We start from the raw sequence: 23,347 nt of genomic DNA, 5'->3' as shown, positions 1-23,347 counted from the left end.
TGCCGGGCTTTACGGGGGGTTATTGCAGGTTGCGGCTGCCGTCAGCTTGGTACATATAGCGGAAAGAATAGTAGCCGCTAGGCGTGCTGAGCGTCGGCGCGGTGGGCGACTCTTTGTAGTAGCTGGTAACTTCCATCTTGGCGTATTTGCCAGTGGCCGTGCGGATTACCAGCACGCGTCCGGCAATGGGCGTCACGAGGTGGGTGGTTTGGTCGTAGTTGTACCAGCCGTTGCCAGAGCCCGTCGGAACGGCTTTGGTGGTGGCCGCATCCTTGGCAAAATCAGTTTCGGGGACTGTCTTTAGCTCGTTGAAGAGGCCAGAATACACCTGAGCGCCACCTTGGCCGGGGCCGCTGGTGCCTCCGTTGGTCAGGATGGTCGTGCTGCGGAAAGCCACGTCCCACTTGGTGCTGGCCGAGTCGGTGTAGGGCACTTCCTTGTTGTCGGCGAGGCTGTAGAAGGTGTAGTGCTTGGCCGTGCCGGGCTGGCCGGTGCTGGTGGTTGCAGCCGGTTGCGGGGCTAGGCTGCTGACGGTTTTGGTTTCCAGCGCGGGCGTCACGGTTTCCTCGTTATCGTTGTCGTCGTTGCAGGCCGTGAGGCTCAAAGACGAAGCGGCTAGGAAGGCGAGGGCAGGGCGGAGAAACAGGTGTTTCATGGAAGGAGTGAAGAGAAAAGTGATTGACGGATTATTCGTTGCGCTGAGTAGCACGGACGCTGTCGTCCGCGTAGGAGAACCAGTGTGTGAGCCGGAGCCCTCTAGGTGCGGACGACAGCGTCCGCGCTACAGCCGCTTAGCGCGTTTTGCCGAGCGCTAGGGTGAGGCTAGCATAGGCAAGGCGACCGGGCAGGGAGCTGATGTAAGTTGGGTTGGTGTAGCCGAGCACGTTGTCGAGGCCGGCTTGCAGCGTGAGGCGCTGGCGGAAGGTTTTGGCCGCGGCTATGTTCACGAGCCAATAGCCGGGCACGCACTCGTTAGCGGCGTCCAGGATGGCGTTGCCGTTCGTGTCGCCGAAGCCGTAGCGGCCCCGGTAAATCCCCCGCAGGCTAGCCGACCAGCCGGCCTTTGGGTTTTCGTAGAACGCTTTGAGATTGAAGGAGTGACGCGAGCGGTTGTACAGCCCGCCGTAGTCCTGCGGTTGCACGCGCTCGGTTTGCTGCGTGTGCGGGTCTTTGCGAAACACTTCGCCGGCTTCGATGCGGTTGATGACCGACTTATCCTTGGCAAACAGCAGCTGGTAGCCGCCGCTCAGCGTCAGGTCAGGCCGCAATTGGTAGCGAGCGTCTACCTCCGCGCCCTGGGTGAAGGCCCGCGTCACGTTGCGGTAGGAGTACACCGATTGCCCGTTGGTTTTCAGCGCCACCACGGCCGTCTCGATCAGGTGGCGCAGGTCGTTGCGGAAGGCGTTGGCGGTGAATTGCAGCTTCGCCGTCGGGTCGAGTTGCACCCCTAGGTTATAGGCTAGGGAGTTTTCGGCGGTGAGGCCGCTGGCTTGGGCGAGCACCGCGTCGTAGATCACCGGCTGCCCGGTATCGGGGTCGGTTGCGAGTTGCCCTTGCGCGGCAAGCTGGGCTACTTTCGCCTGCACCTGATTAGTGCCGAACACGCTGTAGCCAACCGTCGGATTGGAGAAGTTCAGGTACAGCTGCCGGAAGTCGGGCGCCCGGTAACCCCGCCCCGCTGACCCTCGCACCGCCAGCCACGAGCGCAGCTGATACCGGGCCGAAAGCTTCGGGCTCAGCTGCCCCGCGTACTGGCTGTGGCCATCGTAGCGCACCCCCGTCACCAGGTTCAGGCGCGGCGTGGGCGACCAGTCGTGTTGGGCAAATACGTAGTGCGCGCGTAGCTGCTGGCGCTGGTCGTAGCGCGTGGCTTCCACGGCTTCGAGCACGTAGCCGGCGCCGGTGGTGAGCACCTGAGTGGGCCGAAGCTGCCAATCGAGCTGCACTTCGGGCCGGGTGAAGGTCTGGTTGAAATACGTGGCGTCGTAGGGGCTGCCGTCGGCGCGGTAGGTGTAGTCTTCGCGGGTGCGGTAGCCGCTGTGATAAAAGCGGGCCGTGGCAAATACCTTGTCGGAAAAGCGGTGGGTGAGCACCGGATTTAGGTTGTAGTCGTGCTGACGCGATTGGTAGCGCACCACAGCCGCTTCGCCCGTTTCGCCGGTCACGCGCAGGTCGCTTTGCTGGCTTTCCGTGTAGTAGCGGCCGCTCAGGCTCAGTGTCGTATGTGTACCTAGCTGGTAGCTCAGGCGGCCTTGGGCGGTGTAGCTGGCAAAAGGCGGTACGGTCGGGCTTTCTGCGCTTCTAAGCGTATAGCCGGCTGAGCTGTAGCGGTTCACGAACAGTGTGAAACCTAGCTTTTTGCCTTTCGCGTTGAAGGTGCCCCCTAGGTCGGCCGTGCGGTTGGTGCCGTAGCGCAGGCGGATGTTGCCGCTTGTGCCCGGTTGCGGTTTCTGGGTGATGATGTTCACCACGCCCGCCAGCGCCTCCGAGCCCCACAGCGCCGAGGCCGGGCCCTTCACCACTTCCACCCGCTGAATATTGCCCACCGCCACGCGGGAGAGTTCGAGCGTGCCAGCTGTGCGCCCAATCAGCGGCTCGCCGTCCACCAAAATTAGGGTGTACTCGGGGTTAAGCCCTTGCAACTGAATGCCCTGGCCGTGGTCGTTGACGGTGGTAAGGCCGGTTTGCTCACGCAGCACGTCGCCTAAGCGCAAAGCGCCCATGGCCTTTATCTGCGGCTGACTGACGACCAGCACCGGAATTGGCACCTCGGTAATGCTGCGCTCCGTGCGGGTAGCCGTTACGACCACTTCGCTGAGCTGCCGCGGCTGCAACCGCAACGTGCTGTCCTGCTGGGCTGCCGGCACTTGAGCCAGCGCTTGCGTCAGCACGAAAGTCGGGCAGCTAAGCAGAAAGCAAAAGGAGAAGCGGTACATACAGGGAGGAGCAGGTTTTGGCGTAGAGCGCGGGTGAGGACATACAGGATAGTCTTGCCGTTGCGCTCTTTGTTGTTTAGATAAGTTCTAAACAGTGCTCAAATGTATGAGCTCGTCTCTAGGCTCCAAACTTTATTTAGAATAATTTTAAATAAAATTGCTATTGCTCGATTCTGGCGTTTACCTTCGCCTCACTGATTCTACTTCACCACCTGTTCACGGTTTGCGAATCGCGAATTCTGAACTCCTAGCCCCGTTTTTGCCATGCGCAAGCACAACGGTATGCGGCCTCAGGATGTGGTAGTTCTGCTGAAAATCTCAACACTAGCTACGACTCCTTGGCAGGGCAAAGACCTCGCTGCCGCCTTATTCATCAGCCCCGCCGAAATTTCCGACGCCCTGCGCCGCTGCCAGTACGCCCGACTGCTGCACCCCGACGGGCGCACGGTGCACCAGCGGGCGTTGCTCACCTTTCTATTCTACGGATTGCCGTTTGTGTTTCCGGCGCATCCTGGCGGCATCGTGCAGGGCACGCCCACCGCGCACAGCGCCGTGCCCGCCGTGCAAGGTGAGGGCTCCCGCTTGCCCTACGTGTGGCCGAATCCCGATGGGAAAGACGCCTTGCAGGGCCTAGCCGTTGAGCCGCTTTATCCTAGCCTGCCACAGGTGGCCGCCCACGACGCCGCCTGCCACGAACTGTTTGCGCTGGTTGATGTGCTGCGCTTGGGTGAGCAGCCGCAGCGCCAAGCAGCTAGGCTGCTGCTTCGAGAGCGGCTGCTGGCCACGTAGCGCGAGCTGTGTAGTCCGGGCAGGATACATTAGAGTTAATATCCCATCCTAGATAGGCCAGATCCGCAAAAAAATCGTCATTTCAACCAGCGGGCGAAATCTCGCGTGCGGTTGTTGTAATGGCAACCAGGCGACTACACGCGAGATTTCGCCCGCTGGTCGAAATGACAGCCCAGTAGGAGCAGTGCTTAATAAAGCCCAAGCTAGGTAAGTGCGGGTGCGGACTACATAGTAGTCACTACATCAGTCGCTAGCAGTTCATGGTTGATAAGGGCGCCGGCGGTAGTGCCACCCGCTACAGCAATACTGACAGTTCGCATCATCGTGGTAGCGTCGCCGGCGGCGTAGATGCCTGGTACGCTGGTTTTCTGCATCGCATCGACTACGATACGTCCTACCTCGTTGTGGTCGCAACCCAGAAGACTAGGTAAAGCGCAGTGTTGCTCAAATTCGGGGCGGGCATAAAAGGCGGTGAGCGGCACCTGTCGATCATCGGCTAGCCTGATGTGCGTGAGGTAGCCATTTTGGTGAATGATTTCCTGCACGGGCGTTTCCTCTACGGCAATCTGGCGGGCGACGAGTTGCGCGCGTTGCTCGGGCGAAAAGCTAGCTTCGCCGTTGGTAAAGATGGTCAGCTGATCGGTCCAGTTGCGGATGAGTTGGCTCCACTCCATCGCGACGGGGCCGTTGGTGAGCATGCCGGTTGGTTGGCCGCGGTACTCGTAGCCGTGGCAGTAGGGGCAGTGAATCACCGAGATACCCCAACTTTCCGCAAAACCCGGAATGGCCGGCATCAGGTCGCGCACGCCGGTGGCAAACAGTAGCTTGCGCGCCAGCACCGTCGTGCCCGAGTCAGTCGTGATGGTAAAGTGGTTGTCTTCGCCCGATGCGGCTACGGCGGCTTCGCTACGAAATTGCACGGTAGGATAGGCGAGTACCTGGGCTTTGGCTTGCGCCGCAATCGCGGCCGGCGTGCTGCCGTCCTGGGTTAAGAAGTTGTGGGAGTGCGGCGTCTGGTGGTTGCAAGGCTTGCCCGTATCTAGCACCAGCACCCGTCGAATCGCGCGGCCCAGCGCCATTGCCGCCGACAATCCCGCGTAGCTCCCACCGACGATAACCACATCAAACTGTTCTTGCTTTTCCATAGTAAGGAATCTTTGTATGTCGCAAACGTAAGTCAAATGTCTCAAAAACGAGACAATCTAGGGCAAAAAAATATCAGAGGCCAATGCCTTTGCTAAACGAAAACCACGCGAACTGCTTAAGACTGTTCTTGGCCACCGATCCAAAAGCATCGGCGTTGATGGTAGCCGCTACCACGCCGCTAAACAGCATCATCACCCACTCAGCCGTGATATGGGGGCTGATAGCGCCTTGTTCCTGGAGCTTCGCAATGACGGCTCGGTAACGGCTGAACATGGCATCGTACTCCGCGCACTCAGCATTGTGCGTCGAATGTTGGTGCTCGGGACGAGTGTGCAGCTTGCTGAAAAAGGAATACTTCGCTCCGCACTCCACGCCCGCGTACAGCATGCGTTCGAGCTGCGTGAGTGGGTTATCGGAGCTATCCAGGGCCGCGGTCATGGCGAGGTTGCAGCTGCGCCGCATCTCTTGCTCGCAGCTAGCCAACAATTCTTCGCGTCCTTTGAAGTAGCGGTGCAGGGTCCGCCGGGTGACGTCCGCCTTTTCCGCTACTTTTTCCAGCGGCGCCGAGTAGTCCTCGTTGAACACGAGAATAGCGGCCTCGACGATATGTTGCTGGGTATTTTGCATGCTCTAGTACTGCAAAGCTAGGTAAAAAGTCTCAAATGTGAGACTTTTTCAACGCAAATGTACTGGCAAGTAGTTTCTCCGCATCTCGTTTTTAGCATACCGCTCCCCGCGGTTTGGCGACTGGCCCATGCGGATGCACTAACACCGAGAGCAACCTAGGCTTGTTGCGAGGAGATTACCTTTGCTCGAAACCCTATTTCTCCTTCCCGCCCCATGGAACATGTCCTTGACAATCCTATCTGGAACGCCTTAACGACCGGCAACGAGCACCTAGCTGTGGGCAATGGCCAGGCGCGCTACCTGCCGAAGGACATCGGCGCCTTCGCGGGCCTATCTAATTACTCAGAAAGCGCTTTCGCCAGCTTACATGAAATAGCCCCTGATGGCGCGCCCACCGTCCTTTTCACAGCGGGTGCCGTTAGTATTCCGACAGGTTGGAAGATTCTCGTGCAGAAGGATTTGTTACAGATGGTGTATCCGCAACCGGCTGCCCCCGCGCTTGGCCATTCGGAGCTAGTGGCTTTACACAACCAAGATATACCCGCCATGATAGCCCTCACCGCCCTGACCAATCCCGGCCCGTTTCTGACCCGCACGATCGAGTTTGGGAGCTACTACGGCATCTTCCGAGATGGGCAGCTAGTGGCCATGGCCGGGCAGCGCCTGCAACCGACGCCCTACACCGAAATAAGTGCGGTGTGTACGCACCCCAATTACCTCGGAAAAGGCTATGCTAACCAACTGCTCCGGCACCAGATAGGCCTGATTCTCGCCGCCGGGCGCATTCCGTTTCTGCACGTCTTTGCCGATAACACCAATGCCTGGGGCTTGTACGAAAAGCTAGGTTTTCAAACCCGCAAGCAACTGCAGGTGTACGTGCTCGAAAAGCAGGTGTAGTGATAGCAACACTTACTTAATGCCGGCTTATACATCCACCTCTAGGAGCTAGATCCCGAGCTTGATAAACGCAACAAACAACGCGGTGCTTGGGTATGGACGTAAAAGCATGCTTGCGAATGCCTTGCCTTCAAGGCAAAACGATAACCGACTTCTCCTGCACCTGCTAGAGCATAGTGCGGCTAGGCTTATTTCCATGCCCATGAAAAGATCAACCATCCTTTTGCTTTCAGTCCTTAGCAGCATCGGACAACTTGTGGGTAGTGGGTGTACGCCGCAGCAAAGTGCTGAGGAGAGAAATCAGGACGAGCATAACGAAGATTTTACCAGCACCCCTTCTACAGCCCAAGTACCCAGGAGCACTTCTTCCTCCGAAATGGGGAATTTTGTGGTGGCCTCCAAGGCGGCAACCCCGGCGGTGGTGCACATCAAAACCAGCTACCAAACCGCAGAAGCTGAAGAGGACTATGATCCTTACTATGGGTATCCGACGCAGCGGGGTGTGGCCACGGCTTCTGGCTCGGGAGTGTTGATTTCTAGCAATGGCTACATCGCTACCAATAACCACGTTGTTGAAAACGCGTCAACCATTCAGGTGATTTTGCCCGACAAACGGCAGTTTTCAGCCAAGTTGATTGGCCGTGACCCCAACACAGACCTTGCGCTACTAAAAATTGATTCCGACAAGCTGCCGAGTATTAAACTCGGCAACTCCGATGACGTGCAGGTGGGTGAATGGGTAGTGGCCGTTGGCTATCCTTTCTCGCTGAATACGACCGTGACGGCCGGTATCGTTAGTGCGAAGGCTAGAAGTATCGGGATCATCAACCGACCTAGCAGCAATCAGCTAGGCGGTAGTGCGGAGCCAGCTGGTAATAGGGGAGTGGAATCTTTCATTCAAACCGATGCGGCTATCAACCCAGGCAATAGCGGCGGGGCGCTGGTGAATACCAGTGGCGAGCTGATCGGTATTAACTCGGCTATTGCTTCGCAAACTGGAAGTTATGCCGGTTATGCGTTTGCCATTCCGGTTAACCTAGCCAAGAAGATCTTAGGAGATCTGCGAAAATACGGTTCGGTACAGCGTGGGGTGCTAGGTGTCGCGTTTCCCTCGCCGACCGATGAAGCACAGTATTTACAACAACAAGGTCTGCAGCCGGGAGCCGTGCAGGGCGTGTACATCACGGGGGTGCAGGGCAACAGTGCCGCCGCGGCTGCGGGCTTACGCGCCGGCGATGTTATCCAGCGTATTGATGACGTGACGCTGAATTCGTCGGCCGAGTTTTCGGAACGCATTGCCCGGCACCGACCCGGTGACGTCGTCAAGCTGACTTATTTGCGTAACAACAGCCCGCAATCCGTATCGGTCACCTTGAAAGGCGAAAACACCACGGCCACCGCAAAAAACGAGGTGGCGCTTGAGCGCATCTACGACCAACTCGGGGCTAGCTTTGCGCCGCTGCCTAGCGCGCTGAAGCAACGGCTCAGCTTACGCGCCGGCGTGTTGGTGACGCAGGTGCAGGAGGGCGGCTTCTTTGATCAGGTAGGCGTACCAAGTGGCACCATCATCGCCTTCATCAATGGTAAGCCCGTGAATACACCCCAGGACGTTGACGCGGCCTTGCTCGCTGCCCAGCGAGGTACCATCCAAATTTTGGCTATTGCTCCAGATGGCTCAAGAGTCGCCTTCGATTTTTCGCTGGGTACTTAAAAGCTACCAAGCAAGCAAGTACCTAGCAACACCCTAGTTTCTGGGTGGCAAAAGCTAGGGTGTCGCTAGGTATCTTTATCTTGGGGTAGCGCAGGTACGAGCAGTGCATCTCCGCTTTGAAGAATGCTACATGCTGCTCATAACGAACGCAGGGGTGTGTAGTGCAGCTACAACCTAGGGTCTACTGCCTCACTCTCCAGCGCCAGCACGCCAAATACACACTGGTGCACCGCTCGTAAGGGCTGGCCCGCCACGAAGCGTTCCAGGCCTTCTACGCCCAGGGTGAACTCTCGTAAAGCTAGGTTGCGCTTGGCTTTCACGGACCGTTCGCGTAGGCGCTCTAGGTTGCCAGGGAGCAGGTAATCGGGGCCGTAGATGATGCGCAGGTACTCGCGCCCGCGGCACTTGAGGGCGGGCTGCACAAGGTTGCGGCCACTGGGAATGAAGTCGTAAGGCTTCACGACCATGCCTTCGCCGCCGCTTGCGGTGAGGTCGAGCCACCACTGGGTGGCGGCTTCCACGTCGGCTAGGTCTTGCAGGTGCACTACGCGGTAGGGTGTGGCGCGGAGCAAGCCTTCGTCGGCGAGGCAGATGGCGCGCAGGGTTTCCATGTGCCAGGCATGATCTTTCTCAAAGTAGGTGTGACCTTCAGTGGCGAGCAGGTGGAAGGGAGCCAGGCGCAAATCGGCCAGGCTTTCCACCGGCCAGCAGTAGCGGCGGTATGCGTCGGCGTATTGCTCAGCGGCCGTTTGCCGGGCCGTGGTGCGAGCTAGCAATGTCTCAATACCGTCGAGGCCGCGGGAGCTAGCTTGGGTGAGCACGGCGGCGGCTTCGGGTAGTGCGGCGGTGGCGGCGGCGGCTACGGCGGCGTATTGGTCTTTGATTAGCTGCTGCGCTTTGGCTGACCACGGCAGCAGCTCGGCATCAAGGCAGAGCCAATCGGTATGGAACTGCTCCCAGAAACCAGATTTCGTGAGGGCTTCTTGCAGGCGAGCTAGGAAAGCGGCTTCCAGGGTTGAATCGTTGAAGAAGTTGCGGCCCGTGCGCGTGTAGCAGCGGCCAGGTCCTTCCCCAATGACGCCAAAGCGTCGCTGCGCGGCTTCTTCGTCGCGGGCTAATACCACCACCACGCGGCTGCCCATATGCTTTTCCTCGCACACCACGCGCTCCACGCCCTGGCGGCGAAAGTAGTCGAAGGCTTCAGCGGGATGCTCCAGCATATCAGGCAGGGCGCTGGTTTCTGAGGGCGACATGGTGGGCGGCAGGTACAGCAGCCACTTTGGGTTCAGGGCGAAGCGCGACATCACCTCCAAAGCGGCCACGGCATTTTCCTCCCGGATGGTCACCGATGGCAGCAAGCGCGTCTTGATAATCTGCTTGCCCGTCACGTCGCGAATGTCGAGTACATCATCGTGCTGCTGTTGGGCCGTGAGTTGGCTGTTGGCTTCCTGGCCTTGATTAGCAGCTTCCGCTAATTGACGCAGGTAGTCGAGCGGGCGCACCGGTTCGCAGTATACTTGGGCGGCGGGCACGCTGACTAGCTCGCGCTCGGGGTAGCGCAACGCCGTGAGCCGACCACCAAACACGCAGCCGGTGTCAATGTCAATGGTATTGTTGAGCCATTCGGGCGCGGGCACGGGCGTGTGACCGTACACCACCATGGCGCGGCCGCGGTACTCAGCGGCCCAGTTGTAGCGCACAGGCAGGCCAAACTCGTCGATTTCGCCCGTGGTTTCGCCGTAGAGGGCAAAGGCGCGCACGGCCCCCGACCCGCGCCCCTGCATTTCCTCGCGCATACCAGCGTGAGCCACCACTAGCTTGCTGCCATCGAGCACGTAGTGGCTCACGAGGCCATCGAGGAACTGCCGCACTTGGTTCTTGAACGTGTCCGACTCATTGGCGAGCTGCGCTAGGGTTTCGGCAAAGCCGTGCTGCTCGTTCACGTGCTTGCCGTGGAGGTGGCGCAGCAGCTTGATGTCGTGGTTGCCGGGTACGCACAACGCTAGGCCCTCCTGCACCATGTGCATGACTAGGCGCAGCACGGCGGGCGAATCGGGGCCGCGGTCCACCAAGTCGCCTAGGAACAGCGCCCGGCGGCCAGCGGGTGCCGTCACACGCATGCCTAGGTCGCGGGCATCCTGGGTGGCATCCGTTTCGATGGTGTAGCCCAGGGTGGTGAGCAGCTGTACCAGCTCCTGGTAGCAGCCGTGCACGTCGCCGATGATATCGAACGGGCCGGTGTCTTGTTTGCGGTTGCTGTAGAGCGGGTCGCGCACAATGGCCTGCACCGCGTCGATTTCCTCGGTATTGTGCAGGTGGTAGATGTGGCGGAAGCCTTCCTGCTTCAGAAATTTGAGGCTGCGGCGCAGCTGCTGGCGCTGCTGCGGTACCACGTGCCGCCCTAGGTGCTGGCGCTCAGCACGGGCGCGGTTGCGGTTTTCGGCCACGTAATCGGGCACGTCGAGGATAATGGCGGCGGGCAGCACGTGGTACTCGCGGGCCAACTGGATCAGACTCTTGCGGGCTTCGGGCTGCACGTTGGTGGCATCGACCACGGTGAGCAGGCCGCGCTTGAGGCGCACGCCGACTAGGTAGTGCAGCAACGCAAAGGCATCGGGCGTGGCCGTTTGGTCGTTCTCGTTATCCGAAACCAGCCCCCGGCAGTGGTCCGACGACACGATTTCGGTTAACTTAAATAAACGGCGGGCAAACGTACTCTTCCCCGAGCCGGAAGTGCCGATGAGCAAAACCAGGGAAAGTTCGGGAAGCTTAAGGGTGGTAAGCGGCATAGAAGCGGTAACGTGTAATTTCGCCTAGATGATTAAACTTTATCTGGATATCGACGGGGTACTGCTGACGGCCAAACATACGCAAGCTGCTGTTGGCGTCGACGCGTTTGTTGATTTTGTTACGAGTCAATTTGATTGTTATTGGCTGACAACCCATTGCAAAGGCGACAGCGCCACCGCCTTACGCTATGTCGCGCAGTTTTTAGAACCTACTACTGTTGAGAAGCTCAGAAAAGCAGTTCAGCCAACCAACTGGGATACGCTAAAAACCGAAGCCATTGACATGCGCTCTGCTTTCTACTGGCTAGATGATCGCCCTCTGCCAGTAGAAGTAGCACAGCTGCGCGCGCGTGGTGTCCAAAGCAGATTGCTTTTGTAGAGCTTAATCGGGCGGATGAGCTTCTGCAAGTTCGCTCAAAATTGCGGCGGCTGATCAAAGAACAGTAGTGGCGTTGGGAATCCGTACGAGGGTTTTATTCGTTTGAGAGAAAATAGCTAGCGCATAAACCTCGAATGAATTACACTACGGAAGATTTAGCGGAAATTGTTTGTAAGAAGCTGGAAAATGCTAAAACGGATTATCCGCATCCCAGCGAAGGAATATTAAGGAAATTGTTTGCCGATTTATTTTTCGCCAGTCTCAAAACCGAGGAGGGGCAGCTTACGCGCGTGACCATTACGCTAATTGATCCGAACGACCCAGATCCTAGCCCGCCGGAGCGTATTGTCGCGCATCGCTGGAATTATATCAACTTCGAGGAGCGAATTCCTTTTACGGTTAAGAATTTAGTGAAGCTCTCGAAAGCGGCCGATCCGTTGAGCTCGTCGTTGGCGGTGTATTACGAAAATAACTCGCTTTTTATTTGGGGCATGGTGGATCAGGCAATTCACTACCAGAGCTTCCTCAACTACGAAGGTGACTCCGAGCCAGAACAACCCGGCCTTTTCCAAGCGACTATTGCCGACGTCGGTAATATCTACGTCATGTTTGATTACGAGCTGATTGCAACGCTCAAGCAAAACGTGCTAATTAGTAATTATATTGATGTCTTTCGGCAAGGCCCCGTCAATGGTATTCTGAAGAAAAGCGCGGAACTCTACAAAAAGCAGATTAGAAGCTACCTGCAAAAGGAGTTCCCAAGCGAAAAGCTAGAAGAGTGGGAGAAATACACCGAAGACTCTATCAGTGAGGCCATTTCGCGTATTTTGCTGGTTATGCAAGAGTACCAGCACGGGGGCGCTTTCCTCATAACGAGTAATCCGAAGCGCTCAGAGCTAAGTATTAAACATGCGCTGTCCTATGATCGATTATTTAATACGATTACGAATAATATAAAATTAGAAGCAGCAAATTATATGTACACCAATACTATTGTTACTGACTATCTAGAACCTGAAAAAGATACTATCCCAACGGTACACTACTTAAAAGAAAATATTGCAGACTACGAGAAGAAGGAGGCAAGCGACGAGTTGAAAGGCACCATTCGGTTTATTGGTTCTTTGTCGTGTATCGATGGCTTAGTTGTATTTTCTCCCGACCTGAAAGTAAAAGGCTTCGGCGCGGTTATAAAAGTTAAAACGTTGCCAGAACAAGTATTTGTTTCCAAAACGGCGACTGCCGCTCCAGGTGCGCTAGCCCCTATTACGCCCGATCATTTTGGTACCCGTCACCGCTCGATGTTCTCGTACTGTTGGAATAATAAAGGCAGCTTGGGGTTTGTGGTATCGCAGGATGGCGATATTAGAGCGATTACGCGGGTGGAGGATAAATTAATTATGTGGGAGAATATTAAGGTGCAGCGCTTTATTAAAAGCGAAAAGCTCAGCCGCTCCATGCGGTTTAGCATTCGCAAATAAACCCTTTAGGTATAGGCTAGCTTATTGCTCGAAAATGGCTAGCTGGGAAGGAGCGCCTACCACCGCATCCTCCGGACCTAGGTTGTCTACCCGGGCGCGGTAGCCGTGCCGCTCGGCTACGCCAGCGACCCACTCAGCAAACTGCGCCCGCGTCCACTCGAAGCGGTGGTCGGCGTGGCGGAATTCGCCGGCGGAGAGCTGTTCGTAGCGCTGGTTGTAGTCGGCGTTGGGTGTGGTAACGAGTACGGCGATGGGTCGGGCGCGGGCAAATACCACTTGCTCAAACGCGGCGAGCCGGCTTTCATCGAGGTGCTCAATGACTTCTACCACGGCTGCTACGTCGTAGCCCACCAGGCGCGGGTCGTGGTAGAGCAGGGAGCCTTGCGTGAGGGTGAGCCGTTCGCGCTGGCGCGGGGGCATCTCGGCTACGTGCAATCGCTCTTGGGCCCGTTGCAGCTCCTGCCACGAGACATCCAGGGCTAAAATGTGCTCAATCTGCGGGTTTTTCAGCAGGCGGCGCACCAGCTTCCCTTCCCCGCACCCTAGGTCTAGCACGCGCTTCGCCCCGAGCTGGCTGATGGTTTCGGCCACCCGGTCGAGGCGCAAGTCGTGCAGGTTCTGCTTTTCCCGGGCGGGTGCAGTGGTGCTAGCCGATGGGGCGGCTACATCTAGACCAGTCGTTGCCGTTTCTTCCGAGGTCAGCGGCGGCACGTCATCCGTGAGAGCTTCTTCGCCTTCCAGCAGGCGTTCGAGCGTCGGGTTCACGTACTGAGCTAGGTTGCGTAAGTAGCGGCGCGTAATAAACTCCCGCTCGGGGTGCTGGGGCAGCCAGGTCGCGCCGCGGTGGAGTAGTTTCTCCGCTTCGGCTTCGTTGATCCAGTAGTGCTTGTCGCCGCGGTCGAGCACGGGGATAAGCACGTAGAGGTGGGAGAGCAGGTCGCGCAGGCGCAGGGCCGGGTGGCGCAGGCGCAGGGTAAAATAGCGGCTGTTGCCCCAGGCGGGCACCGTGGGGTCGAGCAGGTGGGCTTCTGTTTCTACGGCGTAGCCCAGGGGCGCAAATAGTTTTTGCAGTTGCTCGGCGCTGGCGGCGGGCATCACGGCCACGGTGGCTTCCAGAGGCAGCAACGTGTCGGGTAGCTCGGGGCGGTCTTTGCACGTGCCGTTCATCGCCGTGTTGAAGGCTTTGCTCATCGCAGTGCTCAGGAAGGAGGAAGCCACGTAGGGCCGGTCATTCACGTACTGCTCCAAGGCAAACCCTTCACCCGCCGGGCCGCGGTGGTTGCGTACCAAGGCAATCGGGTCGATGTCGAGCAGCAGGGCGGCGGTGCAGCGCGCGGGGCTAGCTTCGGGGTAGAAGATATGAGCCTGCCCAGCCGAAATATCGATGGATTGCAGCCGGGCCGGATTCTTGTGTAACAGATACCCTAGGTCGGTAGCGGGCTGGTGGGTAGTGGTGATGGTGAGCAGCATTACTGGATAAAAATAATAGAATAGGAAGTCTTCCGCCTGTGGGTCGCCACAAGATACGGAAGTCGGAAACGTGAAAAGTTGGGCCCGAAGAATACCCGGGCGGCTACCTTTGGCCCAACAACCTTCTGCGAAGGGGCAAGTATATGGCCTTATTTTCTATAGTGTGTGCTCTGAATTTTACTCGATGAAGTTCCCTGTTTCCCTGGCCAAGCTGCTGGTTCTGGGTTTGGGTTTGCGCGTAGCGGCCCCGCAAAGCAGTTACGCGCAAACCACCGATAAGAAAACGGCAATCAGCGTATATGGCAGTACGTTACAGTACCACGGCGACCTAGGTTCGGAGTGGTTTACCCGGAATAAAGTGGAATATGGTGCGGGCATTACCCTTGACCGTTACCTGACCAAGGGGCTGGACCTAGGCCTGGCGCTGAGCTACGGCCAGCTGAAGTTCAACGCTGATCCGCCCAAAAACGAGCAGTTTTACTCGGACGGTAAAGCCCTGCGGGGGTTCGCGGCCGATGTGGTGAACGTGGGGCTGCCCCTTAAACTCAGGTTAAACAACGGCACCTGGGCCCTGAAGGAAGACGCATTTTTTGCCCCGTACCTGCTGGTGCAGCCTGGCGTGTTCCTGGCCCGCACCAGCCGGCGCTTCACCGATCCGGCTGCATCTACCGCTACTGCCGCCGTCGATCTTTACGCCTTCGACGTGATGGGCGCGGCCGGTATCAAGTTGCAGTTCTCGCCTGGCTTCGCCGTCTTTGTGCAAACGGGCCAGCACTATCCGCTCACAGATCGGGTTGATGGCGTGGCCCTGCCCGGGAGCAAGCGTAGCGACCGGTATTTGCAGCACATGGCGGGCCTAGCTTTCAGCCTAGGTAAGGTAAAGGACGAAGACCACGACGGCGTGCCCGACCGCAAAGACAAGTGCGCCGGCACTCCGCAAGGCGTTGCTGTAAACTCAAACGGCTGCCCGCTCGATGGTGACGGCGACGGCGTGCCAGATTACCAGGATAAGTGCCCCACCGAAAAAGGCCTAGCTACTCTGGAGGGCTGCCCCGACCGCGACGGCGACGGTATCACCGATAGCGAAGATAAGTGCCCCGAGTTGCCGGGGCGCATTCAGCGGCAAGGTTGCCCTGATACGGACGGCGACGGCGTCATCGACCCCAACGATAAATGCCCCCGCACGCCCGCTGATACGCCTGTGGATGCCAACGGCTGCCCCCTCGACCGCGACGGCGACGGGGTACCCGACCGCACCGACCGTTGTCCTGACCGGCCCGGTTCGGCGGCCAACCACGGCTGCCCCGACGTGAAAGCCCGTCCTAGGTATGGCCTCCCACCCGGGCGCCCTTGGCCAGTCACGCCGGCTAAGCCTGTTCTCACGCCAGCCGGGCGCGTGCCAGTGGTACCCGGCCGGAAGTTACCCTTGCGTCGGTGGCCCACGGGCAAGGCTGCACCAGCCAAGAAATGGCCGGCCCCAAAAGGGGTAGTCCCGGTGAAAAAAAGCCCGGTGCCGCTTCGCAAGCCGGTTCCGAAGAAGTAGGTAGCGCTTCGCATGTAGCTACGCAAAAGGGCAAGCCGAATAGGCTTGCCCTTTTGCGTGAGGTGCTATTAAAAGTTACTGGCGAAAGTGCTGTCTTCGTGCCAGCAAACAAGAGGGCTAGGTAGCCTACAGCCTACGGGGGCACGCTACCTAGCTTTTGCGAAACTATTGAAAAGGAGATGCTAGCCTAGTTCAACCATACCGTGTACAGCAGTTCGAAGCGGTGCGGAGCGTAAGCATTGTAGTAGGGCGCTTCGCCGTGAAAACCCAGGACGTGGACCAGCGGCATGCCCTCCAAGTGCGATTCAACAACCCGTACCGGGTAGAACTGACCTTCTTCGGGCCAGTCGCCCGCGTGGTTGCCCGGGCGTTGGCTCGCATCCAGGCAGCGGGCATACTCAATAAAAGGCGCGTGGCGCGTGGCTTCTGCGAGCGTGAGGTTGGCTACTTCGTGTGGCATAAGGTGAAGATATAGAATTTCGTCGGATAGCAATGGCAGCGCGAGCGTAGGGGCAACGGCTGGTTTACGGCCTAACAAGCTAGGCCCCCCCGAACGGTTCCCTGCAAGTGGCGAATGCACGAAATACGGAGGTAGCCACTAAGGGCAACGGCGAGGGCATGAGAAAGCGACCCTAGGAGACGCTAAATACGACCGTATTTAGCTGCGAGAGGCTAGAAGATCGGGCTAGGAACTATCCCGGGAGAATCCTTTTTGACCGGAAAAAAGTGGCTCTTATCTGTCGTCTTTACTTATATGACTAAAATCATTTTATTTATTATAATATGGATAGTAGTATACTTAAATTTGATTTTTGGATTAGCTCCTCTATCAGCCCGGTGCCGAGATGGAGGCAGTTTACTGCGCGCGCACCACCCGAGTTCACACCTTTTTGCCCCTTTTCATGCCCTCATTCGAAATAGGCGACTTAGTGCGCCTAAAAGCCGATGACAGTGGTGAGCTATTACAAGTAATGCTCATTGACCCCACTGTCGAAAAATCCATTAAGTGTTTGCCGTATGCACAATTGCACCAAGGCCTTCGCGGATTTCTCTCATTCTCCGACCATTATCCTGATGAGTTGGAGCCCGGAATGCTCCCCGGTAACTAAAAAAGGCCCGTCTGCAAGACGGGCCTTTTTGTTGAGCAGTTGTTTAGGACGTACCTAGAACGCTATAAAAAGAAATCTCGCGCACCATAGTAAGTTCTTACGTTCAGTAGTAAGGCCTAAGGCCCGCGCATTGCACTGATCAACTAAGCCGCACAGAGCAGCCAATAGTGATGAGTTGCGTCAAAAACTTTTAACTTTTTAAAGGGTAATCACTCCTCTAATATAACTAATTAAGGCTCAGTAAATGTCACAAATAGGGCGTTAAAAATATTGTGTTATTAGCTCTAAAAGCTTGATAGTAACTGTTTCGAGAGTTTCATATTGGAATAATCTATAATTAATAGAAGAATAATAGTGGTCACAAATACACATAGCTAGGTATTGATCAGCTTGGCAGGCGGGGCTACATTTGAACACTAATCTAGCTCCTGCCCACTCGATATGACTACTACATACACTACCGCTCCGAGTGCTTTGTCCTCCCAGCAAAGTATGCTCTCCGTGTTGGCGCTCCTGTTAGTTGCGCCCAGCGTACTGAAGCCCACTAAAGCATAACACGTTTTCCCTTTATACTTTATAATAGAAGGCATCGGCGCTGTAGAGCGCACGCCGGAGAATCCTCCCGCTGGCGAACGACCAACGTCTGGTGCTTTGTGATTGACGCCCTGGCTCCGCTATCCGCGAGCCAAAACCTACTTACCATACCACACAAAACCCCGCTGCCCTATAGGATAGCGGGGTTTTGTCGTTTTACTGAAACGTAGCGTTCTAAGCTAGGTCAGGTTAGGGCATCAGCACCTTGTCAATTACATGAATTACGCCGTTGCTTTGGAGCACGTCGTAGGTCGAGATAGTCGATACGTTGCCTTTCTCATCCTGCAGCACAATGTTTTTGGGGCCGTTCATCATGGCTTTCAGCGTGCCGCCGCTCACGGTTTTGAGGGAAGCAGTGCCGCTACCTGCCTTGATAGCCGCCATGATCTTATCTGAGGTCATGTTGCCAGCTACCACGTGGTAAGTTAGGATCTTGGTTAGCGTGGCTTTGCTCTCCGGTTTTACCAGCGTCTCGACCGTGCCGGCAGGCAATGCGCTGAAGGCAGCGTTGGTGGGGGCAAACACGGTGAACGGGCCTTTCCCTTGCAGGGTCTCTACTAAGCCTGCGGCTTTCACGGCGGCTACCAGCGTAGTGTGATCTTTCGAATTAACGGCGTTTTCAACAATCGTTTTGCTCGGGTACATTGCCTCGCCACCCACCATCACGGTGCCGGGTGTCATCTTGGCCTGGGCGCTGGCCGACTGTACTGTGGTGGCGCCGAGCAGGGCAACAAAAGCGAGAGCAGAGAGAGACTTTTTCATAAAAGAGGGGGAAGAAGGATTAGGAGTAAGTTGCCGGCATTTACGCCACAGCTCAACCGTGTGGATTTATAGCGGGCCGAAAATATTTTCGACCCGCTAGATAGCAGTGCTATCATCGGCCTCAGAAAGTCCTCATCTTCATACACCTACCTTGCAACGTGCTGGCGGCTTTTTTTCGAGTATAGGCTAGCCGTAATGACGTTGTAAGAGGGTGTTACCTTTGCTTTGGCACCTTCATGATGGTAAATTTTGGTTCATGCACATAGTCGAGATTACGACCCCGGCGCAGGCTCGAGAATTTTTAGAGTTCCCGGTGCGGCTGTATAGAAAAGACCCGAACTACATTCGTCCGCTTAACCAGGATGTGGAGGCAGTTTTTGATCCGGGCAAGAATAAGTTATTCCAGAAAGGGGAGTGCACGCGCTGGCTATTGCTGGACGAGCAAAACCGCACGATCGGGCGCGTAGCGGCTTTTTACAACCGGGAAACTGCCTTCCCACCCGAAACCGATGTGCCTGCTTCCAGTAAAATCGACGCCTTCCGCGGCGCTGGGGCCATGGGCTTCTTTGAGTGCCTCGACGACCTAGCAGCGGCTACGATGTTATTTGATACGTGCCGCGAGTGGCTGGCGCAGCGCGGCCTTACCATGATGGATGGCCCCGTCAACTTCGGTGACCGGGACCGGTGGTGGGGCTTGGTGACCGAAAACTTCGGTTCTCCTATCTACGGGGCTAACTATAATCCGCCGTATTACGAAAAGCTCTTCCGGAACTACGGATTTGAGACGTTCTACCGGCAGATTTCGTATTACCGAACAGTCAATGAGCAGCTACGCCCGGCTGTGCTAGCGCGGGCAGAGCGCATTGTGAAGGATACACGCTACCATTTTCGGCACATGCGCAAAAGGAAATGGGCCCGTTACGCGGAAGACCTACGCACCATTTACAACAAAGCGTGGGTGAAGCACAGCGGAGTGAAACCGATGACCTCGGAGACGGCCCGCAAAATGATGCGTTCCATGCTCGACATCCTGGATGAGCGCATCATCTGGTTTGGCTATTATGATGGGGAACCAGTGGCCTTTTACATCAATCTCCCTGAAATCAATGAAATTATCCGTCACCTTAATGGCAAGCTAGGTTGGTGGCAGAAGATCAGGTTTAAATACTATCAGTGGCGGGGTACGGTGGAAACCATGTTCGGCGTTGTGTTTGGCGTGGTGCCCGAACATCAGCGTAAAGGGGTAGAGGCCGCGTTGGTGTATGCCACGGCGCAGCTCGTGCAGAAACCAGGGGCCGTGCCCTACAAGCAAACTGTGATGAACTGGATCGGCGACTTTAATCCGAAGATGATGGCGGTGGCGGAATTGGTTGGGGGGCGTCCCTGGCGGACCCACGAAACGTTGCGTTATTTGTTCGACCGCACGCGTGAATTTCAGCGGCATCCGGTTATTGATTAACTTGCCCAAATGTATAATATTACGTATTGCAACAAATGAATAAAAATAGGCAAATCATGCTTAGCAAGTTCTTAAGCAAATACTTACGGCACGAACCGGAAACAATAGGCTTAGAGCTAAGGGAAGGAGGCTGGATACCTGTTGCAGAATTGCTAGAAGCTTGTACGCGTCAGGGTCAGCCGTTGACCCATTTGGAGCTATCTGAAATTGTTACTACTAGCGATAAGAAACGCTTTGCTTTCGATGCTACTGGCACACTCATTCGGGCGCAGCAAGGCCACAGTGTGCCGGTCGATTTGCAGCTAGCCCCGGCAGTGCCACCAGCTGTGTTATATCACGGTACGGTAGCGGCGGCGTTGCCCGCCATTTGGCAAGAGGGGTTGCAGAAGATGAGCCGGCACCATGTGCATCTTTCCCCTGATGTAGAAACTGCGCGGCGGGTAGGAGCACGGCGTGGTAAGCCGGTGCTGTTGGCAATTGATGCGGCGGCTTTGCACAGCGCTGGTTCTGTATTGTACGAGTCAGGCAATGGCGTTTGGCTGGTAGATCAGGTGCCGTCGGCCTTCTTGCGGGAGCTAGCGGACTAACCGAGGTCTAGGTTGGTGTCCCATCTAGTTCTTGAGTCGTGGGTCAAATGGATGAGGCTCCACGGAAATGACTTTGAGTTGGGCATGAGCAGGGTGCAGCGGATTGAACAAGTAATTCCACTCCGTTGGTGAGTGTGCCGATGGCACGCGCATCAGCCAGTACTGCGCTTGCTCGATCCACTCGCGGGTGATAAGCGCTAGCTCCTGCGGATAAGGCATTGCCGCCCAATTTGGTGGCAGATCGGTTACTGCTACTGTCTTTACGGTAGCGTCGGTGGGAACTTCTAGCGTCAGGGCAAAATAGTTTTTGGGTAGCGTCGAGGCATTGGCTAGCACTTCTAACTTGGCTAGCGAAAGGTGCTCGGAAGTGTACAGAATCCGCGTGCCTTGCTCGTGCCAACGGCCGTTGTGAAAGAGGCCGCCCTGGCCCGTTATATCCAGAATATAGGGGTGCTTGCCCAACCGGTATAGGCGCATACGCCGGCGTTAGGAATAAATACCGTACTGAATACGACCTAGCAGGTCGCGTACTTGGTCGCGCCCGATGGCGGAGGTGAGCAGGTCCTTCGGCCGGATACCCCCTAGGGCCACGTTGTCGGTTTCGAGCCAGTGCCGAAAGTCGTCTTCCTCTTCGAATACCTCCAGTCCCTTGGCCATCACGGCGGAAAGCTGGATCGTTTTTTCGGCCTCGTCGCGGGTCAGGGCGCGCTTGTTTTGTTCGCGCCGGGCGAGGGTGCTTTCCGAAATAGCGAGTAGTTCGCTGATTTCCTTATTGGAAAACTGCATACGGCGCTGCAACGTGCGCACCGCCTGCACCGAAAGGCCCTTTACGGCTACCATCAATAGATCCAACTCGTTGTGCACCAATTGGGGAATAACGTTGCCGCCGCCCATCAGCTCGACCATGGTAGCAACTGGCGTTTTACGAATGGCTGTCATTTGCGTGTTTTAAAACTGTCATTTGAAGGCAATATACGGAACAACGTGGAATCTATGACGAAAGATTCCTGCTGGCTTTAAGCGCTTACCCCAAAGGCTGTTATTCTGATAACCAAAAAGCCCTGCGGACTACAGCTAGTCAGACCATGCACCTAGGTTTTAAAAGGAGCAACCCTAGGTCCGTTTCATTTCTATCGCGTTGTTTTGCGGCGTGGCGACTCGCTTGTCTGTTTTATCGTCGTCACTGTATGTACGCTTATGGAAGCTCAAGAACTCATTACGCGCACGGCCGACTTTGTCCGTGAAAAGTTTTTACACGAAGGCTCTGGGCACGACTGGGAGCACATCCGGCGGGTGTGGCAAACAAGCCGGGGCTTGGCCACCCGCGTGCCCGGTGCCGATCCACTCGTGACGGAGCTAGGTGCCCTGCTGCACGACGTGGCCGATTGGAAATTCCACGGCGGCGATGAGGAAGCTGGTCCGCGCGAGGCTCGACGTTGGCTTTTGAGCCTCGGCACGCAGGAAGAAGTCATTCAGCGCGTGGAGACAATCATCCGCGAAATCAGCTTTAAAGGGCTAGGGGTGCCCACGCCCATGAGCACGCCGGAAGGGGAGGTGGTACAGGATGCCGACCGCCTCGATGCTATTGGGGCCATTGGGGTGGCGCGGGCTTTTGCCTACGGCGGGCATAAAGGCCGCCCCCTACACGACCCGAGCGTGCCGCCGGTGCAGCACGATTCTTTTGAGAGCTACAAGAAGAATACTGGCCCGACGATTAATCATTTCTACGAGAAATTGCTGCACCTACGCGACCGGCTGCACACCCCCGCGGCCCGCGAAATAGCTGATGAACGGCAGCAGTTTATGCAGGCATTTCTGGCGCAGTTTCTCCGGGAGTGGGAAGGGGAGGATGTGAGGTGAGTAGAATAGCTATTGAGTGATTTCGATTTATATAACTTTATTTTTATACTAGTGAACTATTACGTTTTAAGAGTACGACTTGCTGACTACTGGTGTTCTTGCCAAGCAAACGCTTCTACAATTGCAATAAACAGCTTCAGGGCTAGGTGAATAGCCTAGCCCTGAAGCTGTTATCCTGCTTCCATGGTGTCTCTCTACGCCATGCTTGACAACGCAAATGACTTACCTTCGGTGGAGCGCTTCCGCCAATACTACAAGGCGATGCCTGTTTCGTTGCAAAAGAGCTTCGACGGTCGGAGATTAGATAAGGCGCTGGCCGTAAACGAGAGCCGCAATCTGAACAACCAGCACTTTGTAGGCAGCTACGTCCGGGGCCTAGCCGGTAAGACGCCAGCAGGTGAGCAACTGGACGCAGAACAAATTTTGAAACGGAACAAGCTAACACTGGTCGAGTTTTGGGCCAGTTGGTGTGGCCCCTGCCGCATGGAAATGCCCAAGTACTACAGCCTGTACAAACAGTATAACAGCCGGGGCTTCGGCATGGTCGGCGTCTCGCTGGATATCAACTATAACAAATGGGTACAAGCCATTGGCGAGGATAGCCTGCGGATCCATCATCTGTCCGAACTGAAAGGAACCAGCGGGGAGGATATAAAACGCTTTGCCATCACCGGCATACCAGCTAATCTGCTCTTGGATGGTAGCGGCAGAATTGTGGCCGTCGATATCTCTTTCCCCAAGCTGCAAAAGAAATTGCAACAAGCCCTGTAATGAAAGGCTTCCTTGGGGCAGACTTTCTTGGTAGGTAGGCTAATCATAACTAGGCAATATTGGACACCCGGCCCGGCTTTTGCGCAGGGTGCGCGTTGCTTCCCTACCTTTGACGCTTGATGAACTTACGCTTACTCCTAACCCGGTTGGTATTGCCGCTTACCGTTCTGCTGACGGCAGCTTCCTGCCGGACGTGCCCCATTGCTTCTTGCCACACACGTAAGGTGCATTTGCACGATGGCGCTAAGTATCGAGGGCAGCCGCTGTGGAAAAAACAGAACCCCGCTATTGGGGAAAAAATCAAAGTACACAGCCAAAAAACGGACCGCCACAAGACGGATAAAAGCAAGTCGTTGAAGTAGCCCAGAGCTAGGCAAAATCGGGGTTTTTTCGTATCTTGCGGGCTTCTCGCAGTACTTAATTCACCGGTGCCGAAA

General features: G+C 56.3%; 21 protein-coding genes. 11 read left to right on the top strand and 10 right to left on the bottom strand.

The genetic code is table 11. The annotated features are described in order from the left end of the window. Nucleotides 1–19: 19 nt before the first annotated feature. Together BXP70_RS08390 and BXP70_RS08385 are read right to left on the bottom strand one after the other, a co-directional pair. Nucleotides 20–655 (bottom strand): HmuY family protein, encoded by a 636-nt coding sequence (locus BXP70_RS08390; RefSeq protein WP_086593579.1) that lies wholly within the window; start codon nt 653–655, stop codon nt 20–22. A gap of 136 nt (nt 656–791) precedes the next feature. Further along, the gene (locus BXP70_RS08385) at nt 792–2,936 is read right to left on the bottom strand and encodes a TonB-dependent receptor plug domain-containing protein (protein ID WP_086593578.1); all 2,145 of its coding nucleotides are present in this window, start codon (nt 2,934–2,936) and stop codon (nt 792–794) included. Between the two features lie 264 nt (nt 2,937–3,200). On the opposite strand from BXP70_RS08385, the gene BXP70_RS08380 reads away from it, so the two are divergent. After that, nucleotides 3,201–3,725, top strand: coding sequence for a hypothetical protein (locus BXP70_RS08380; protein WP_086593577.1), 525 nt, complete (start codon nt 3,201–3,203; stop codon nt 3,723–3,725). Between the two features lie 224 nt (nt 3,726–3,949). Here BXP70_RS08380 and BXP70_RS08375 read toward each other — a convergent pair whose 3' ends face one another. Beyond that, the gene (locus BXP70_RS08375; protein ID WP_086593576.1) at nt 3,950–4,870 is read right to left on the bottom strand and encodes an NAD(P)/FAD-dependent oxidoreductase; all 921 of its coding nucleotides are present in this window, start codon (nt 4,868–4,870) and stop codon (nt 3,950–3,952) included. 73 nt (nt 4,871–4,943) lie between these two features. After that, nucleotides 4,944–5,498: a TetR/AcrR family transcriptional regulator gene (locus BXP70_RS08370; RefSeq protein WP_086593575.1), complete on the bottom strand. Its 555-nt coding sequence runs from the start codon at nt 5,496–5,498 to the stop codon at nt 4,944–4,946. A 213-nt stretch (nt 5,499–5,711) separates the two neighbouring features. On the opposite strand from BXP70_RS08370, the gene BXP70_RS08365 reads away from it, so the two are divergent. Both BXP70_RS08365 and BXP70_RS08360 read left to right on the top strand, forming a co-directional pair. Further along, on the top strand, nt 5,712–6,395 hold the full coding sequence (locus tag BXP70_RS08365) for a GNAT family N-acetyltransferase (RefSeq protein WP_086593574.1): 684 nt from the start codon (nt 5,712–5,714) through the stop codon (nt 6,393–6,395). Between the two features lie 376 nt (nt 6,396–6,771). Continuing rightward, nucleotides 6,772–8,106, top strand: coding sequence for a trypsin-like peptidase domain-containing protein (locus tag BXP70_RS08360; RefSeq protein ID WP_218779758.1), 1,335 nt, complete (start codon nt 6,772–6,774; stop codon nt 8,104–8,106). Between the two features lie 167 nt (nt 8,107–8,273). On the opposite strand, the gene BXP70_RS08355 is transcribed toward BXP70_RS08360, so the two are convergent. After that, on the bottom strand, nt 8,274–10,895 hold the full coding sequence (locus tag BXP70_RS08355) for a polynucleotide kinase-phosphatase (protein ID WP_086593573.1): 2,622 nt from the start codon (nt 10,893–10,895) through the stop codon (nt 8,274–8,276). A gap of 28 nt (nt 10,896–10,923) precedes the next feature. Between BXP70_RS08355 and BXP70_RS08350 the strand changes: the two genes are divergently transcribed. Together BXP70_RS08350 and BXP70_RS08345 are read left to right on the top strand one after the other, a co-directional pair. Then, nucleotides 10,924–11,274 carry a hypothetical protein gene (locus BXP70_RS08350; RefSeq protein ID WP_086593572.1) on the top strand — a complete coding sequence of 117 codons (351 nt, stop codon included), beginning with the start codon at nt 10,924–10,926 and terminating at the stop codon, nt 11,272–11,274. Nucleotides 11,275–11,408: 134 nt separating this feature from the next. Then, the gene (locus BXP70_RS08345; RefSeq protein ID WP_086593571.1) at nt 11,409–12,755 is read left to right on the top strand and encodes a putative sensor domain DACNV-containing protein; all 1,347 of its coding nucleotides are present in this window, start codon (nt 11,409–11,411) and stop codon (nt 12,753–12,755) included. Between the two features lie 21 nt (nt 12,756–12,776). Here BXP70_RS08345 and BXP70_RS08340 read toward each other — a convergent pair whose 3' ends face one another. After that, nucleotides 12,777–14,225 (bottom strand): 3' terminal RNA ribose 2'-O-methyltransferase Hen1, encoded by a 1,449-nt coding sequence (locus tag BXP70_RS08340; RefSeq protein ID WP_086593570.1) that lies wholly within the window; start codon nt 14,223–14,225, stop codon nt 12,777–12,779. A 184-nt stretch (nt 14,226–14,409) separates the two neighbouring features. Here BXP70_RS08340 and BXP70_RS30920 point away from each other — a divergent pair, with 184 nt between their 5' ends. Then, on the top strand, nt 14,410–15,768 hold the full coding sequence (locus BXP70_RS30920; protein WP_086593569.1) for a thrombospondin type 3 repeat-containing protein: 1,359 nt from the start codon (nt 14,410–14,412) through the stop codon (nt 15,766–15,768). A 187-nt stretch (nt 15,769–15,955) separates the two neighbouring features. Here the strand turns inward: BXP70_RS30920 and BXP70_RS08330 are convergent, their stop codons facing one another. Then, nucleotides 15,956–16,228, bottom strand: a complete 273-nt coding sequence (locus BXP70_RS08330; RefSeq protein WP_143436419.1) for a hypothetical protein — start codon at nt 16,226–16,228, stop codon at nt 15,956–15,958. Nucleotides 16,229–17,660: 1,432 nt separating this feature from the next. Then, nucleotides 17,661–18,233 (bottom strand): fasciclin domain-containing protein, encoded by a 573-nt coding sequence (locus BXP70_RS08320; protein ID WP_086593566.1) that lies wholly within the window; start codon nt 18,231–18,233, stop codon nt 17,661–17,663. A gap of 256 nt (nt 18,234–18,489) precedes the next feature. Between BXP70_RS08320 and BXP70_RS08315 the strand changes: the two genes are divergently transcribed. Next, entirely contained in the window at nt 18,490–19,692 is a 1,203-nt protein-coding gene (locus tag BXP70_RS08315; protein WP_086593790.1) for a hypothetical protein, read from the top strand. A 35-nt stretch (nt 19,693–19,727) separates the two neighbouring features. After that, nucleotides 19,728–20,279, top strand: a complete 552-nt coding sequence (locus BXP70_RS08310; protein ID WP_086593565.1) for an RNA 2'-phosphotransferase — start codon at nt 19,728–19,730, stop codon at nt 20,277–20,279. Between the two features lie 24 nt (nt 20,280–20,303). Here the strand turns inward: BXP70_RS08310 and BXP70_RS08305 are convergent, their stop codons facing one another. Both BXP70_RS08305 and parS read right to left on the bottom strand, forming a co-directional pair. Beyond that, nucleotides 20,304–20,756: an RES family NAD+ phosphorylase gene (locus tag BXP70_RS08305; RefSeq protein ID WP_086593564.1), complete on the bottom strand. Its 453-nt coding sequence runs from the start codon at nt 20,754–20,756 to the stop codon at nt 20,304–20,306. 9 nt (nt 20,757–20,765) lie between these two features. Beyond that, on the bottom strand, nt 20,766–21,218 hold the full coding sequence (gene parS / locus BXP70_RS08300; protein WP_086593563.1) for a type II RES/Xre toxin-antitoxin system antitoxin: 453 nt from the start codon (nt 21,216–21,218) through the stop codon (nt 20,766–20,768). Nucleotides 21,219–21,476: 258 nt separating this feature from the next. Between parS and BXP70_RS08295 the strand changes: the two genes are divergently transcribed. The 3 genes from BXP70_RS08295 (at nt 21,477) to BXP70_RS08285 (ending at nt 23,272) form a co-directional block, all read left to right on the top strand. After that, a complete protein-coding gene (locus BXP70_RS08295; protein WP_086593562.1) occupies nt 21,477–22,139 on the top strand; it encodes an HD domain-containing protein in 663 nt (220 codons plus the stop codon). Nucleotides 22,140–22,322: 183 nt separating this feature from the next. After that, nucleotides 22,323–22,910, top strand: a complete 588-nt coding sequence (locus BXP70_RS08290; protein WP_086593561.1) for a TlpA family protein disulfide reductase — start codon at nt 22,323–22,325, stop codon at nt 22,908–22,910. Nucleotides 22,911–23,029: 119 nt separating this feature from the next. Further along, complete coding sequence (locus BXP70_RS08285) at nt 23,030–23,272, top strand: hypothetical protein (RefSeq protein ID WP_086593560.1); 243 nt, start codon at nt 23,030–23,032, stop codon at nt 23,270–23,272. Nucleotides 23,273–23,347: the final 75 nt, after the last annotated feature.

Source organism: Hymenobacter crusticola, assembly GCF_002154225.1.
GTDB lineage: Bacteria > Bacteroidota > Bacteroidia > Cytophagales > Hymenobacteraceae > Hymenobacter > Hymenobacter crusticola.
The sequence above is the reverse complement of the archived record's forward strand: the minus strand, read 5'-3'. Positions and strand labels throughout refer to the sequence as shown.

What these genes read in the sequence shown, in the direction of transcription:
- BXP70_RS08315 (WP_086593790.1), top strand. Translation starts at nt 18,490, where the DNA reads ATGCACATAGTCGAGATTACGACCCCGGCGCAGGCTCGAGAATTTTTA.
- BXP70_RS30920 (WP_086593569.1), top strand. Translation starts at nt 14,410, where the DNA reads ATGAAGTTCCCTGTTTCCCTGGCCAAGCTGCTGGTTCTGGGTTTGGGT.
- BXP70_RS08320 (WP_086593566.1), bottom strand. Translation starts at nt 18,233, where the DNA reads ATGAAAAAGTCTCTCTCTGCTCTCGCTTTTGTTGCCCTGCTCGGCGCC.
- BXP70_RS08385 (WP_086593578.1), bottom strand. Translation starts at nt 2,936, where the DNA reads ATGTACCGCTTCTCCTTTTGCTTTCTGCTTAGCTGCCCGACTTTCGTG.
- BXP70_RS08285 (WP_086593560.1), top strand. Translation starts at nt 23,030, where the DNA reads ATGAACTTACGCTTACTCCTAACCCGGTTGGTATTGCCGCTTACCGTT.
- BXP70_RS08310 (WP_086593565.1), top strand. Translation starts at nt 19,728, where the DNA reads ATGAATAAAAATAGGCAAATCATGCTTAGCAAGTTCTTAAGCAAATAC.
- BXP70_RS08365 (WP_086593574.1), top strand. Translation starts at nt 5,712, where the DNA reads ATGGAACATGTCCTTGACAATCCTATCTGGAACGCCTTAACGACCGGC.
- BXP70_RS08340 (WP_086593570.1), bottom strand. Translation starts at nt 14,225, where the DNA reads ATGCTGCTCACCATCACCACTACCCACCAGCCCGCTACCGACCTAGGG.
- BXP70_RS08380 (WP_086593577.1), top strand. Translation starts at nt 3,201, where the DNA reads ATGCGCAAGCACAACGGTATGCGGCCTCAGGATGTGGTAGTTCTGCTG.
- parS (WP_086593563.1), bottom strand. Translation starts at nt 21,218, where the DNA reads ATGACAGCCATTCGTAAAACGCCAGTTGCTACCATGGTCGAGCTGATG.
- BXP70_RS08375 (WP_086593576.1), bottom strand. Translation starts at nt 4,870, where the DNA reads ATGGAAAAGCAAGAACAGTTTGATGTGGTTATCGTCGGTGGGAGCTAC.
- BXP70_RS08330 (WP_143436419.1), bottom strand. Translation starts at nt 16,228, where the DNA reads ATGCCACACGAAGTAGCCAACCTCACGCTCGCAGAAGCCACGCGCCAC.
- BXP70_RS08305 (WP_086593564.1), bottom strand. Translation starts at nt 20,756, where the DNA reads ATGCGCCTATACCGGTTGGGCAAGCACCCCTATATTCTGGATATAACG.
- BXP70_RS08295 (WP_086593562.1), top strand. Translation starts at nt 21,477, where the DNA reads ATGGAAGCTCAAGAACTCATTACGCGCACGGCCGACTTTGTCCGTGAA.
- BXP70_RS08370 (WP_086593575.1), bottom strand. Translation starts at nt 5,498, where the DNA reads ATGCAAAATACCCAGCAACATATCGTCGAGGCCGCTATTCTCGTGTTC.
- BXP70_RS08360 (WP_218779758.1), top strand. Translation starts at nt 6,772, where the DNA reads ATGGGGAATTTTGTGGTGGCCTCCAAGGCGGCAACCCCGGCGGTGGTG.
- BXP70_RS08345 (WP_086593571.1), top strand. Translation starts at nt 11,409, where the DNA reads ATGAATTACACTACGGAAGATTTAGCGGAAATTGTTTGTAAGAAGCTG.
- BXP70_RS08390 (WP_086593579.1), bottom strand. Translation starts at nt 655, where the DNA reads ATGAAACACCTGTTTCTCCGCCCTGCCCTCGCCTTCCTAGCCGCTTCG.
- BXP70_RS08290 (WP_086593561.1), top strand. Translation starts at nt 22,323, where the DNA reads ATGGTGTCTCTCTACGCCATGCTTGACAACGCAAATGACTTACCTTCG.
- BXP70_RS08350 (WP_086593572.1), top strand. Translation starts at nt 10,924, where the DNA reads ATGATTAAACTTTATCTGGATATCGACGGGGTACTGCTGACGGCCAAA.
- BXP70_RS08355 (WP_086593573.1), bottom strand. Translation starts at nt 10,895, where the DNA reads ATGCCGCTTACCACCCTTAAGCTTCCCGAACTTTCCCTGGTTTTGCTC.